Annotated in this window: 13 protein-coding genes and 1 riboswitch; of the genes, 4 read left to right on the forward strand and 9 right to left on the reverse strand. The window is 45.9% G+C overall.

Going from position 1 to position 14,492, the window contains the following annotated elements; genetic code table 11:
• Positions 1-19 precede the first annotated feature (19 nt).
• Both L1028_RS26875 and L1028_RS26880 read left to right on the forward strand, forming a co-directional pair.
• Complete coding sequence (locus L1028_RS26875) at positions 20-922, forward strand: LysR family transcriptional regulator (protein ID WP_042191539.1); 903 nt, start codon at positions 20-22, stop codon at positions 920-922.
• Between the two features lie 69 nt (positions 923-991).
• Positions 992-1,801, forward strand: a complete 810-nt coding sequence (locus tag L1028_RS26880; RefSeq protein ID WP_234541019.1) for a histidinol-phosphatase — start codon at positions 992-994, stop codon at positions 1,799-1,801.
• Between the two features lie 98 nt (positions 1,802-1,899).
• On the opposite strand, the gene L1028_RS26885 is transcribed toward L1028_RS26880, so the two are convergent.
• The 7 genes from L1028_RS26885 to L1028_RS26915 form a co-directional block, all read right to left on the reverse strand.
• Positions 1,900-2,640, reverse strand: coding sequence for an NADPH-dependent oxidoreductase (locus tag L1028_RS26885; protein WP_234541020.1), 741 nt, complete (start codon positions 2,638-2,640; stop codon positions 1,900-1,902).
• A 175-nt stretch (positions 2,641-2,815) separates the two neighbouring features.
• Positions 2,816-3,358 (reverse strand): GNAT family N-acetyltransferase, encoded by a 543-nt coding sequence (locus L1028_RS26890; protein WP_234541021.1) that lies wholly within the window; start codon positions 3,356-3,358, stop codon positions 2,816-2,818.
• 34 nt (positions 3,359-3,392) lie between these two features.
• Positions 3,393-4,337, reverse strand: coding sequence for a metallophosphoesterase (locus tag L1028_RS26895; RefSeq protein ID WP_234541022.1), 945 nt, complete (start codon positions 4,335-4,337; stop codon positions 3,393-3,395).
• A gap of 19 nt (positions 4,338-4,356) precedes the next feature.
• Positions 4,357-5,148 (reverse strand): DUF3891 family protein, encoded by a 792-nt coding sequence (locus L1028_RS26900; protein ID WP_042191546.1) that lies wholly within the window; start codon positions 5,146-5,148, stop codon positions 4,357-4,359.
• Positions 5,149-5,336: 188 nt separating this feature from the next.
• Positions 5,337-6,101: a succinate dehydrogenase iron-sulfur subunit gene (gene sdhB, locus L1028_RS26905; protein WP_042130877.1), complete on the reverse strand. Its 765-nt coding sequence runs from the start codon at positions 6,099-6,101 to the stop codon at positions 5,337-5,339.
• 75 nt (positions 6,102-6,176) lie between these two features.
• Positions 6,177-7,919, reverse strand: coding sequence for a succinate dehydrogenase flavoprotein subunit (gene sdhA, locus L1028_RS26910; RefSeq protein ID WP_234541023.1), 1,743 nt, complete (start codon positions 7,917-7,919; stop codon positions 6,177-6,179).
• Between the two features lie 69 nt (positions 7,920-7,988).
• Complete coding sequence (locus L1028_RS26915) at positions 7,989-8,654, reverse strand: succinate dehydrogenase cytochrome b558 subunit (protein WP_234541024.1); 666 nt, start codon at positions 8,652-8,654, stop codon at positions 7,989-7,991.
• 401 nt (positions 8,655-9,055) lie between these two features.
• On the opposite strand from L1028_RS26915, the gene L1028_RS26920 reads away from it, so the two are divergent.
• Positions 9,056-9,958, forward strand: a complete 903-nt coding sequence (locus L1028_RS26920; protein WP_234541025.1) for a LysR family transcriptional regulator — start codon at positions 9,056-9,058, stop codon at positions 9,956-9,958.
• Positions 9,959-10,028: 70 nt separating this feature from the next.
• On the opposite strand, the gene L1028_RS26925 is transcribed toward L1028_RS26920, so the two are convergent.
• The gene (locus L1028_RS26925; RefSeq protein WP_234541026.1) at positions 10,029-10,697 is read right to left on the reverse strand and encodes a potassium channel family protein; all 669 of its coding nucleotides are present in this window, start codon (positions 10,695-10,697) and stop codon (positions 10,029-10,031) included.
• Positions 10,698-10,710: 13 nt separating this feature from the next.
• Entirely contained in the window at positions 10,711-12,006 is a 1,296-nt protein-coding gene (locus tag L1028_RS26930; RefSeq protein WP_234541029.1) for a TrkH family potassium uptake protein, read from the reverse strand.
• Between the two features lie 134 nt (positions 12,007-12,140).
• Positions 12,141-12,321: riboswitch (cyclic di-AMP (ydaO/yuaA leader) on the reverse strand.
• Positions 12,322-12,633: 312 nt separating this feature from the next.
• Between L1028_RS26930 and L1028_RS26935 the strand changes: the two genes are divergently transcribed.
• Positions 12,634-14,319, forward strand: coding sequence for a CPBP family intramembrane glutamic endopeptidase (locus L1028_RS26935; RefSeq protein WP_234541027.1), 1,686 nt, complete (start codon positions 12,634-12,636; stop codon positions 14,317-14,319).
• Positions 14,320-14,492 lie beyond the last annotated feature (173 nt).

Genomic DNA, 14,492 nt, shown 5'->3' on the forward strand with positions numbered 1-14,492 from the left:
TGTCCAAAGGAGGTATTCCATGAACATCAGCCAGCTGGAGACACTAATAACGATCTCCAAAACAATGAGCTTTCGCAAGGCCGGAGAACTGCTTAACTTGACACAACCAGCAGTTTCAGCACAAATCAAGAGCCTTGAAGAAGAGTTCAAAACACAGCTGGTTGACCGGAACCAGCCTGTTACGTTAACCGATCGAGGGACTGTATTTCTGGAGCATGCGGAACAAATTGTGACGATTGTCGAGGAGCTTAAACAGAGACTTGCGGATCTTGAAGATAATCCCCAAGGACATATTATTCTCGGCACTACTACCTCTATCGCCATTCAAATTTTACCGCGTATTTTATCCTATTTTAAAGACCAGTTCCCTCATATTAAAACATCTATTTCCTCTATGTCCTCGTCTCAAATTTATCAGCATGTCGAGAATGGCATTGTCGATGTCGGCATTGGCTATTTGATCGGACGTAGTCCGAGCATGACTACTTCCATTCTTTATTATGATACATTCGAGTTGGTGGTCTCACCCAGACACCCCCTGGCTCAAGTAAAGACTGCAGGTATAGAAGCCTTAAACAAAACCCCGCTAATTCTGCTCTCACCGGATACAGTGGGCCGGAAATTTGCCGACGAGGTATTCTCCAAGCATGGCATAGAGCCACAGGTAATTATGGAACTGACCAGCAGCGAGGAAGTGAAACGGATGGTAGAGCTCGATTTAGGTGCAGCCATTATTTCCAAGCAGTCAGTGACCGCTGAGGTGCGAGCCGGTTCCCTCAAAATTGTGCCTATTATTGAATTGGAAGTCACGCATCCTGTAGGCGTCATAACGAAGTCTGGAAAATATGTGAACTCAGCCATGAGACAGTTTCTTAGTGATCTCAAAGGTATGCCGGAGACACAATTTATTGGGTCTGAATAAAATACACCAAAAAGTGGAATCGATACTTCTGAGCTAATTGCATAACCTTGTTTAAAGGAGTTGATCTTGATGAAATTTGACCTGCATACACATCATTTTCGCTGTGGCCATGCCGATGGAACGATTAGAGATTATATCGAAGCTGGAATTTCAGCGGGTCTAGGGGTAATAGGCATTTCAGACCATACCCCTTATTTCGGAAGTCCTTCCGAGCAAGCTTTTCCTCTAATTGCAATGAGTAAGTCCGAATTATCAAATTATGTTGAGGAAGTCCTCTCCCTCAAAAAAGAATACGAAGGTGTAATCGACGTTCTGCTAGGCATTGAATCAGACTTTTTCCCTGAGCATGCCGAACTTTACCGCAAAACATTATCTGCCTATCCTTTTGATTATGTGATTGGATCGGTACATAGTGTTGGTGGCGTCAGTATTTTTAACAAGAGGCGCTGGAAAGGGCTTAGCAAGAATGAACAGATTCGTGTGAAGTCTGATTATTACCGATTGATTGCTGATTCCGCCCGCAGTGGCATGTTCCAAATTCTTGGACACATTGATGCGATGAAGGGAAATTATCCTGCTTTTTCAGAAATCCCTGCTCCAAAGCCAATGGATGACTGTCTGCAAGTAATTAGTGAATGTGGCGTGGCGATCGAAATTAATACCTCAGGCGGAACCAAACTGGTTGGCGGTTGGTATCCATCAGAAGATATACTGGAGCGTGCAAACCATTTTGGCGTAGAGGTTACTTTTGGTTCGGATGCGCATAAGCCGTCCCGGGTCGCAGAAGACCGAGATGCGGTAGCTGCACAGCTAAAAGCGATAGGTTTTACACATTGGGTTTATTACAAGCAGCGCGAGAAAATTAAAGTTTCACTGTAAAGATTTCTTATATTTAAACAAATGCACCAAGCGTTATTGGTTTAGGGGTGGAGTTACCCTCCGTTAAACCAATCTCCGCTTGGTGCATTGTCGTTTATTTATAGGTTATCGCAGGTAAACCCTTGCTGCTTCAGGGTGCGCTTCGCATCCCCATATTCCGGATTGATATCGTAAAAATGAGCAATCGTACTCGTCCAATCTCTCTCCGTTAATCCCTGCTGCTGCATATATTCACGGTGGGTTTGATTATACGCCTCCAGGAGACCTTCCACATCCGGATTGTATTGTTCCTCATGAAACACCGCTTCCAGCGGCAGCCGCGGCTTCTGTACGGCCTCTTCGGCTGGATATCCGACACAGAGCCCGACGATAGGGAATACGTACTCCGGCAGCTTCAACAGATCAATAACGCCTGCTGTATTGCGCCGGACACCCCCAATAGGGATGATCCCGAGCCCCATGGATTCTGCCGCTGCAATCGCGTTAGCCACTGAGATACCGACATCTGTAGCTCCAACGAGCAGAGCATCTACATCTTTTACCGCTTCAAAAGACTTGTTCTCCACTCTACTTGCTAATTTCGCTCTATAGAAGTCCATGCAGAACACCAGAAAGACGGGGGCTGCTGCTACATGCTTCTGATTGCCGCACAAGACCGAAAGCTGCTGCTTACGCGCAGGATCCTTGATAGCTATAATGGAGACCTGCTGTCCATTAACCCACGAGGGCGCTGCTTGGGCAGATTCAATCATTATCTTTAGCTTACCCGGCTCCACTTGCAGATCAGAATACTGCCGGAAAGAACGGTGATTCATTAACGTTTGTATTACATCATTCAAGATGTTTACGCCTCCTTCTCAATTCATTCGACTGTTTGTTAATCATAAACGATCGGATTAGGTCCTGACAAAAAAATGGACCCGAATCATCGGGTCCCAAAGCAGTTATATTTTTAAAAGGGGGTCATGTACTTAGTTTAACCGGACACTGTTAGAGTTTCATAACGGCATTATTTCATTTGTGTAACAATGTGAATACTTTCATTACATCGTCCAAGGAGCCTACTCTGGGCATCACTCGCTCCAGCATCATGCCGTTCTTAAGCATCACACGTTCGGATCTAATATTATCTCCTCGGCAGCGCCCTTCGATCCGTGTGATCCCAAGCGTATGAACACTGTAATTTATGAATAAGCCAACTGCCTCTGTCGCCAATCCGCCTCCCCAGTACGCCGGATCTAGCATATATCCTAAAGTGGCCTTGCCCTCACGGCGGTTCCAATGCTGTAAAGCAACAATACCGATCAACTTCTGCTGCTCCTTCAAATAGATTCCCGCATGTAACGCGCAAGGATCGAATGCGAATAACATCCGGTTCACCAGCTTCTCCACCTGAGCAAGTTCTGATCCAGCTCCGATGCGTATTTGAATATGAGCCTGCACTTCTGGATGGGAGAGCAGTTGTTGCAAATGACAAGCATCCTCGGGCGGAATCATCCTAAGGTCAACCGCCACACCTTGTTGCGTCTGGAACGATACTGCCTCATAAGTGCTCATACTCTCTCCTCCTCCATGCAGCTAAAATATCAGTCTATTCATCCGATGAATGGTGCAATGTCAGCACCGTTAATTCAGGCCTACATAGAAAACGAAAAGGCATGACTGTTTCGCCAAAACCTCTATTCACATACACTGGCATGCGCTTGGTATCTGTATAATACAATCCATTTATGTACTTTTGGGACCCATAAGGGGTGAATGGCGCACCTACAAACGGCAGGCGAATCTGTCCCCCATGGCTGTGCCCGGATAGCTGTAGGTGAAATGAATGAGCCTGTGCTATATCAGCATAATCCGGTTCATGCATCATCAGAACGGTAAAGGTTCCTGCAGGCACACCCCTGAGTGCCTTCACAGGGTCAGGCTCGCCATGTAGCAGATCATCCAGTCCGGTCACAGCCATAACTGCTCCGCCTCTTTTTAGAAGATAAGATTCATTCCTTAGCACCCGGAAACCAGCAGATGTAAACAACTCGATAATCCGCTTCGTATTCTTGAAATCATGGTTGCCTAGGACCGCATATTTTCCTAGTGGAGCACTCAGCTCTGCCAATACAGGTATAGCATCTACAAGATCCTCAGGGTTGCTGTCCACGATGTCACCTGTAAAGCATATAAGATCCGGTTCCTCCTTAGCTATACGCTCTGCAAGTCGAGCCAGATCACGGGCATCCTTATTAAACCCAAGGTGAGTATCACTGAAATGGACAACCTTCATGCCTGAAAAAGCAGAGGGAATATCTTTGAAGGACAACTTCAGCTTAGTAACCTGAATCCAGTTTGGCTCCCCTTGCCAAGCGTAACCACTTGTGAGGACGCCTGCGCCGATTACAGTAGCCGCACCTCGAACCAGGAATTGCCGGCGGGTCATTGTTGTCTTGCCCTTAGATCGACGTCCAGAGGCGCTAGAGTGGGTGTCTTTACCTGAATGATTATTTTTCTTATTGGGAGAAGCCCCAGACGATTGTATCTTCATACGGAGTTTCTCCTTCCCTTCAGCTTTCGTTTAGAGCCGTCAGTACAATTCTACATTCTTCCTCTGGCGTATCCCTGTATGCAGGTGCGATGCCTCTCTTAGCAATTTCTGATTGTTGGACTCGTTTCAGCATAAAGGCTACTTCCACCGTCTTCTTAAAGGGAAAAGGATCCAGCACTAACGTTGACTTATCTTTCCACTCCACGGTTATCGTACGACCTGACGTAAAACTGAAATCTTCACTGCCAGAGAATCCCTCACGCCACCATGGATGCTCCTCAGATTTCGGGCTACCCGGTTCATTTAAAGCCAAATATAGGGATAAGTCATCGCAGAACTCCAAAAGACGGGCATCATAATACAACTCATCCTCACCAATCGGTTTGGATACTTCCAATTCCCGGTGAATACGGGATCTACGTTCCTCTTCATGCTCTTGATATAAAGTCAGTTCTGGATAATCCAATCCCGAAATCTTAATGAGTCGTTCAAAATGCAAGCTGCACAAAAGCGCTCCGTAAGGTGTCCGCGCCTCGATCTCATCAAGTCCCCGCTTATAAAAGGTCAGCTTCGGCACTACAGGAAAATCAATAAAGCTGTAAGGCGCGTGTTCCGCATCGTTCCAAAAGGGCGTCTCATCCAGATCAATCCAGCCCCGGTCATGTTCAGCTACCGCCCAAAGCACCTCGTCCCGGCGCCCCTCTTCTGGCACATGTTCTTCCTTGAACCAAATGGCAAGCTCTCCAGCTAACTTCCCGTGATCATGCTGTTTAACCATTACAATTGCTCCATCATGCTCCCGACAAATCACGATTATTCCTCCCTGTTGATCCACACCTAACGTACGTTAACAATGGATATTATAGCATATGCTATTCATTCTTCTGAGCTAGACGAATTTCCTATTCCCTACCAATTATAAACAAAAAAGCTATCCTCAGCGAATAAAAATCCACCACTCAGGATAGCTCAATATTAAAGATCTGGCGGTACTACTTATTACACACCTAACCAGCGTTTGAACATATGTTTTGTCGTCTGCTTATTAATTTCTGCAATGGAGGTGGTAAGAGGAATCCCTTTTGGACAAGCGCGTACACAGTTCTGTGAGTTACCACAGCCGTCAATACCGCCATCTTCCATCAATGCGTCCAATCTTTCATCAGCATTCATTTCACCCGTAGGATGAGCATTGAACAGGCGTACTTGAGAGATGGCTGCGGGTCCGATGAAATCCGTCTTCTCGTTGACATTCGGACAAGCTTCCAAGCATACGCCGCAAGTCATACACTTAGATAATTCATAAGCCCACTGCCGTTTCTTCTCCGGCATCCGTGGTCCCGGCCCAAGGTCGTACGTACCATCGATTGGAATCCAGGCCTTCACTCGTTTTAGAGCGTTAAACATCCGGGTACGGTCAATCACTAAGTCACGCACCACCGGAAAGGTCTTCATCGGCTCAATGCGTACAGGTTGCTCCAGATTGTCTATAAGCGCTGCGCAGGCTTGGCGAGGTTTGCCGTTGATCACCATCGAGCAAGCTCCGCATACTTCTTCTAGACAGTTGGAATCCCAGCACACCGGAACGGTGCTATCACCTTTGGCATTCACTGGGTTACGCTGAATTTCCATCAAAGCACTGATTACATTCATACCCGGACGATAAGGGAGCTCAAATTCCTCAACATAAGATGAGCTTTGTGGATCGTCCTGGCGGGTGATGATAAACTTTACGTTTTTGGGAGCTGTAGCAGTTTCCGCCATAATGGTTCCCTCCTCAAATTACCTGATTTTATTTCATTAAGCTTGCCTCGCAAGCTGTTTCACTGTTGGGAAAGATTAATCCTTCGAATAATCACGGACCCGTGGAGGGATCAGTGAGACATCGACTTCGTCGTAAGAGATTTGCGGACCGTCTGCAGTCCAGGCTGCTTTCGTGGTCTTTAAGAATTCCTCATCATTACGATCCGGGAATTCCGGCTTGTAATGAGCGCCGCGGCTCTCGTTGCGCATAAGCGCTCCCAGTGTCATCGCTTCAGACAGCTCCAGCATATTCCACAGCTGACGGGTGAAGGCCACACCTTGGTTATTCCAGCGCGATGCATCATTCATATTGATATTGCGATAACGCTCTTTAAGCTCTTTAATTTTGCCAATGGTCGCTTCCAGCTTTGGATTGTGCCGCACTACGGTCATATTGGCAGTCATCCATTCGCCCAGTTCCTTGTGAATCACATAAGCATTCTCTGTACCTGACATCGCTAGCAGAGACTCATATTTGTCCGTCTGCTTTTTGTGGAAGCTATCATATACAGAAGAGGAGATATCTTGTGATGATTTCTTCAGACCTTTAATGTATTCAACAGCCTTTGGTCCAGCAACCATACCACCGTAAATGGCAGATACCAGAGAGTTAGCGCCTAGACGATTCGCTCCATGATATTGATATTCACATTCTCCTGCCGCAAAAAGACCAGGAATGTTCGTCATTTGATTGTAATCGACCCACATGCCGCCCATGGAATAGTGCACAGCCGGGAAGATTTTCATCGGTATTTTACGGGGATCATCCCCCATGAATTTTTCGTAAATTTCAATAATCCCGCCAAGCTTCACGTCCAGCTCTTTCGGGTCCTTGTGAGAGAGGTCCAAATACACCATGTTCTCACCGTTAATGCCCAGCCCTTGATCCACACACACATTAAAAATCTCACGTGTAGCAATATCGCGCGGCACCAAGTTACCGTAGGATGGATATTTCTCTTCAAGGAAATACCACGGCTTTCCATCTTTATAAGTCCAGATGCGGCCGCCTTCACCACGTGCTGATTCCGACATTAAGCGGAGCTTGTCATCTCCTGGAATAGCCGTTGGGTGAATCTGTATAAATTCTCCGTTGGCATAATGCACACCCTGCTGGTATACCGCACTTGCGGCTGTGCCCGTATTAATTACGGAGTTCGTTGTTTTACCAAAAATAATACCAGGCCCACCGCTAGCCAAAATAACAGCGTCTGCGGGAAAAGTCTCAATCTCCATCGTCTTGAGATTCTGGGCACTTATGCCGCGGCATACGCCTTCGTCGTCGATGATGGCCGAGAGGAACTCCCAGTTCTCACGTTTCGTTACAAGACCTTCGGACTCCCAGCGGCGCACTTGCTCATCCAGCGCATACAAAAGCTGTTGGCCTGTCGTTGCACCAGCAAATGCAGTGCGGTGACGCTTCGTTCCACCGAAACGACGAAAATCGAGTAATCCCTCAGGTGTGCGGTTGAACATTACGCCCATCCGGTCCATAAGGTGGATAATACCTGGTGCCGCTTCGCACATCGCCTTGACCGGTGGCTGATTCGCCAGGAAGTCACCGCCGTAAACGGTATCATCGAAATGCTCCCAAGGGGAGTCGCCCTCCCCTTTCGTATTTACCGCGCCGTTGATGCCGCCTTGCGCGCAAACGGAGTGTGATCTTTTTACAGGCACTAATGAGAATAATTGAACATGTGCACCGGACTCCGCTGCCTTGATGGTAGCCATCAGGCCGGCCAGACCGCCACCCACGATAATGATATTTGCTGTTGCCATGATAAGTTCACTCCCTTTATCGAAAATATCAGAAAGGATTCTGGAATCTAGTCCTGAGAGGATAATTACTTAGATGAAAGTCTTTATGGACTGAGCTATGGAAGCTGCGGTTTGAAATTCAGCATCACGGAAAGTGACTAGCGAAATGAGGAACATAAACGTTACAAGAACAAATATACCGAGACAAAGGTAAGAGGATACCCGCTGTGAACGGGGTCCTACCGTGATTCCCCAGCTGATCAAGAAAGACCATAGGCCGTTTGAGAAGTGAAAGCATGCTGCAACGATACCGATAATATACAGTGTCAACATCAGTGGTTGAGTCACGATATCATGCATCAGGCCACCCAGCTCTTCATGCTCTACACTACCAACTGCCACCTGAACCCGGGTTTGGAACAAATGCCAGATTATAAAGACAAAAGTAATAATTCCTGTAATACGTTGCAGCGTATAACGCCAGTTTCTTTCAATGTTGAAACGGTTCAAGTTCGGCTTGGATTGATAGGCAATATACAGTCCGTATACGCCATGGTACAGCAGAGGAAGCCATATACCGAACAATTCCAGGAAGAAGACAAGCGGCAGGCTATTCAGCCATATCACGCTGTCAGTGAAACCGGAAGCGCCACCCTCTACAGCCGCAAAATTCGTCATCATGTGCTCAATGAAGAAAGCTCCAAGCGGGATAACGCCTAGCAAGGAATGAATCTTTCTGGAATAAAATCCTTTCATACATAGTAACCCCTTTCCGATTAAAACAGCGTTTTCATTATTGTGTATTTACCGCCGGAACTACATTTGACACAGGATAACGTAGACTATGAAATGACAAATCGTCTATATTTACCGCTATCCTTGGTTTCCCGGACTTTGTTTTCTTTTTCACAAAATGTGAATATCTTGTGTCACTTTTCATGTTACTCCTTTTTCCCTTATAAGGGAATTGCAATCTAATTATTAAACGTTATACAATAAACGCATAAGAATAGATTTTATATGATAATAATTCTCATTTAGAGAAACAACATTTTCCGACAAAACTTTTATTCCCTTATGGGGCATGAAGTATTGTCTTCATGGCTATGAATTTCGTCACTGCTGTTTATAGATTGCACTACGAGAGGAACATAAATATGTTTGACGATTTAGATATTTTTGCAGCGGTTGTGGAGCACTCCAGCTTGAATCGGGCCTCCCGCCAGCTCAATCTGTCCCAACCTGCCCTATCTCGTAAGATCTCCAAGCTGGAAGAACGGCTGGGTGTCGCGCTATTTAATCGTTATGGCAAGCGTCTGGAGTTAACCGAGGTTGGGCGTCTTACTTATTCCTACGCACTTGAACAACGGCAGCAGCGCTCTAAATTTCTGGAGGCTTTGTCTAAATACAAAGAAGGCGAGCCAAAGCTCGTCACCTTAGGGGCGTCACTTACCTCACTCCAGACCACTCTGCCTCCACTAGTTAACGCATATATGGAGAAATACCCAACTGCGGAGCTGAAGCTAATCACAGGCCGAACACATGAAATTGTCTCCTCTGTCAGTGAAGGAAAGTCAGATATTGGTCTGATCGCTTCCTCTATTCAAGAACCTGGACTGCGCTGTATTTCTCTGTTTGAGGATCAACTTCGACTGGTTGTTTCTGAGCATCATCCTCTGAATCAATCTACCAAGCTAACCATGGATGATCTCTCCCGACTGCCTATGATCCTCTTCTCCAAAGGCACCTGGTACCGCCGTCTAACGGACGATCTGTTCCAGCGCTGTGGAATTGATCCAGACGTCCGTATGGAGATTGACTCCTTCGAAGCCATCGTGCGGCTTCTGCCGACAGTCAATGTAGCAGCGTTACTGCCCAAGTCTTATCTACGTCCACAGTTGTTAAACGGTGGCGGGCTGGTCTCTCTGCATATTAAGGAGCTGGAGCAGACTCAGCGAACTACCTGTCTAATATACCGTGACGATGGAAGCCTGAGCACAGCGGCTCGAAGCCTCGTGCAGGTTACAGAAGAGATGTTTCTGACGGAACGAGAGAAGTAATAGCTGCCTCTTTCGTCTACCTAAATTTAAAAAGCCCTCCGTGCCCTATAAGGACGGAGGGTTTAACTATTTAATCTTTGTTTACAACTTCATCCTCAAATCGATCAATGCTTTCATTAGAACCAATGAGTACCATAACGTCGCCCTCACTCAAATGATCATGTGCCGTCGGAGCCACTATAATTCCACTTTCCCGGTTCAGGGCAACAATACTGCAGCCATATTTCGCTCTTGTATTTAAATCTGACAAGCTTTTCCCGTTCATGCAAGACGGAACGGTTAGCTCGACGATTTTATAATCCTTGGACAGCTCAATATAGTCCAGCAAATTGGGTGTCACGAGCTGATGTGCTACACGAATGCCCATATCCCGCTCTGGGAAAATAACCCGGTCCACGCCCAGCCTGGACAACGCACGACCATGAAGGATCGAGATCGCCTTGGCTACTACTTGCTTGACTCCAATCTCTTTTAACAAAATCGCCGCCAGAATACTTCGTTCCATATTGTCGCCGATCGCTATAATCCCACAATCGAAGTTCCGCACGCCAAGCGAACGCATAATCCCCTCATCTGTAGCATCAGCCACTACCGCATGCGTCAGGTGATCACTCATTTCCTCTACGCGCTCCTCATGGTGATCAATGCCGAGTACCTCGTAGCCCATTTCCATCAGCTCAAGTGCAAGGCTTGAGCCAAAGCGGCCTAAACCGATTACTACAAATTGCTGTGCTTTCATTTCGGATTAACTCCTATCCAATAATTATTTTACCTTCTGGGTGCTTATACAATGGTTTACCCTGTTTTGGTCCTAGCGCATACACTAATGTTAATGGACCTAGGCGACCCGCAAACATCGTCAGACAAATCAGAATCTTGCCGATAACAGACAGTTCAGGTGTAAGCCCCATACTTAGTCCCACCGTAGCAAAGGCTGAGGTCGTCTCAAATAATATTGCTAAGAAATTACTATCCTCTGTTGTGGACAGTAGCATTGATACAGAAAGGACCAATAGTAAAGCCAGTAAAGTTAACGTCAACGCTTTATAGATACGCTCCTGCGCCAATCGATAACGGAACAGCACAACATCTTCACGCCCGCGCAGCATCGCGATTACTGCACCAATCATAATGGTAAAGGTCGTAGTCTTGACCCCGCCACCCGTTGAGCCCGGTGATGCACCAATAAACATAAGAATAACCATAAAGAACTGTGAGGCTTGCCGCAGTCCGGCAATATCCACCGTGTTGGCGCCAGCGGTTCGGGGCGATACGGACTGAAAGAATGCCGATAATATTTTGCCGCCGAAATTTAAATTCCCCAGTGTGCGCTGATTCGTAAATTCAAATATAAAAATAACCAAAGCGCCGATAAGAATAAGCCCTGCAGTGGTGGAGAGTACAACTTTGCTATGCAAAGATAATTTACGTTTGACACGAAACTCCACCAGATCCGACATGACAATAAAACCAATACCGCCAGAGACAATCAGAAACATCACCACGATGTTCACAAGCGGGTCATATACATAATCGGTTAAACTCCGGAAATCCCCGAAAATATCAAATCCAGCATTATTAAACATAGACACCGCATGAAATATTCCAAAATAAACGGCCTTTCCCAGTGGCATATCAAACGCCCAGCGTATGGACAGAAGCACCGCTGCACAGCCTTCGATGACCAAGGAATAAATAAGTACTCTCCGGATCAGTCGAACAATCCCCTCCATAGAGCCTTGGTTCATTGCTTCCTGAAGGATCAGTCTGTCCCGCAAGGAAATTTTACGTTTCATCATCATGGCAAATAAGGTCGCCATTGTCATAAACCCTAAGCCGCCCACCTGGATAAGCACCATAATTACGGTTTTCCCAAAAATGGTGAATGTCGTCCCGGTGTCCAGCACCACAAGTCCTGTCACACATGTGGCCGATGTTGCAGTAAACAACGCATCAATAAAACTCACAGCATTCCCGCTGGTACTCGAAATGGGAAGCATAAGCAGCAAGGCTCCAATCAGAATGATCGATGCAAAACCAAGCACCATAATCTGAGGCGGAGAGAGCTTCAGGAACTTTGATTCAGAAACCCTGCGAAACTGTGAAGCCACTACGCTCACCCTCTTATCTAAATTTAAAGAATTCCAACAAAAAAAGCACTGGAAAACCAATGCTACCCTTGGTTCCTGCAGTAAATTAGCCTACGAGGTTAGCTGACGGATTCGGACTGTGCAGGCTGCCCTATTCGTTCTAGAACGAAATTCACCCCTGATGAATAAAGACACCGCCTATGGCGTATACTCATCTTTTCATTACTTCTTGTGGTTCCCCCGTTTTCACCTGAAATTCGGCTATATACAATTGCATACAAATTATATATGTTATTTCGAAAAATCACAAAGACACTATTAATGGTGATTCATATGAAAAATGCGGTTTGGAGAGGATGTACCACTAAGAGTGCCTTTTCTCATCACTTTTCCGTGTTTTCCCTGCAATTGCATCGATTTTCATGAAAAATGAAGAAAAGATCACCTTAAATTCATGGTATATATTCAGTCACCTATTCTATAATATCTCTATTACCCATAAAAAGAATGTACGATTTTTTGTAACTATCATGGCACTAATACTATAATGGAACATAACATTGTCAATTTACAAGGAGGCGTTACATGAATCCCGTTGGCCAGCCCTTACAGCAACGTGCCCTCTCCAAGAGGCTCATCATCTCGGGCATTATCGGTCTTATTCTATTTATTATGTTTCAGATCGCCCCCTCGGTGCTAAATAGCCCTGCCGGGGAAGATACTACCGTTATCAGCAAGGCGGAAGCCCGCGACAAAGCGATATCATTCGCAGAACAAAAGCTAAACTATACCAAAGCACCAAATGATCAGTGGAATGTACTGTACGAAACGGACTCTTCCTTTTATGGATATATGTCCCGCGAGAAGCTTTTGGAGGACTATACAAAGAAGAAATTGGATCAACGATATCCTTTTGACATTTTCCGTGTAACACTTCGTCCTTCAGCGGAACAAGAGCCACTGATCTCCATTGACCTCAATATGTACACTGGCGCAGTTGTCGCCTTCACACAAGGTGCAGAAGGATCGGGTGCCGGATTACCAAGCAATGTATCCACCAGTGCAAAAGAAGAGGACAAGGGTACTACCTTATCACTTGCACAAAAAGAAAATCTTGCCCGTCCCTGGCTTCAGGAATGGGATGTGAATCCTGCCAAGCTGCAAATTGAATCGAATACGGGAAACTATGGGCTTGTGTATACAGATCGTTCCGTTCAGATCGGCGAATCCTTACTACACTATTATTTAAATTTCACTGGCGAACAGGTATCCAGCTTTAAAGCAGGATTCACTGCTCCAGCCTGGCATACCTCCTATGTGAAGGACCAGACCTCTCTCGCGGAAAAGCTTACATTATTCGGCTACGGTCTGCCTACCTTAGCTTTAGGAATTCTGGCACTCATCTACAGCATACTTAGAAGAGAATATACCTCCTTTAAGCGTGGAATATTCCTAAGCTCAGCTTATTTTGTAATCATGATGATCAGCACCTATAATATGCTCCCTGAATCCACAGGCGAAGGACTCGAGGCTCAGATCACTTCCGTCATTATGTTCATCATTTATGCCTTATATAGCCTCCTAATGTCCTCCCTGCTCTATTTTTCTTTAGTTGGAGGGGACGGCCTTTGGAAAAAAGAAGAGGGGATGAACCCATGGCCACGTGCTAAAGAACCTGGCTATGGAAAATATGTTCTGGATAGTATCCGGGCAGGATACGTCTGGGCATTCGTGCTGCTGGGAGTGCAAACCCTTATGTTCATCGTATTATCATTTACCTTGCAGAACTGGTCCACTACCGACGCTACTCAATCTCCTTACAACATGAGATATGCTTGGCTGCTGCCCATCGTTGCATGGCTCGCTGGTTTATCCGAGGAAGCTATTTATCGTTTTTTCGGAATCCCTATGTTGAAAAAAGTATTCCGTAGCACGTTCATTGCTTGCCTGATCACTACGCTGGTTTGGGCGTTTGGCCATACGTTGTATCCGATCTATCCCATCAGTTCCCGTCCCATTGAGCTGACCGTGATCGGTTTGCTCTTTAGTTATATTTTCCTTCGTTACGGCTTTATTGCCGTCATGTTCAGTCACGTCGTGTTTGACAGCATTCTGATGGGCGCTACGCTGATCTTTATGAAGGAAAGCGTGAATGTAGGGGCTGGTATCTTCGCGATTATCATGCCGTTCATAGTCGCCTATATCGTCTATCGGTTTAATCCACCGCAAAAATCAGAACCTAAGCCGGTTGAACCTACATCTGTAATTTAAAGAAGTAACGGGCGGATAACCTATAATTAAAAAAAGGTGTCACAGCAGAAAATGAACTGTGACCCGTAAGATGGAAACTTTGAAAAAAGTGCCCCTCTTACGGGTTATTTATGTTTTAATCGAAATATCGAAAAAACGGAGGAAGCCTTCATGAATAACAAAACAAGAGGAAG

It is taken from the genome of Paenibacillus pseudetheri (assembly GCF_924513355.1).
Classification (GTDB): domain Bacteria; phylum Bacillota; class Bacilli; order Paenibacillales; family Paenibacillaceae; genus Paenibacillus_AQ; species Paenibacillus_AQ pseudetheri.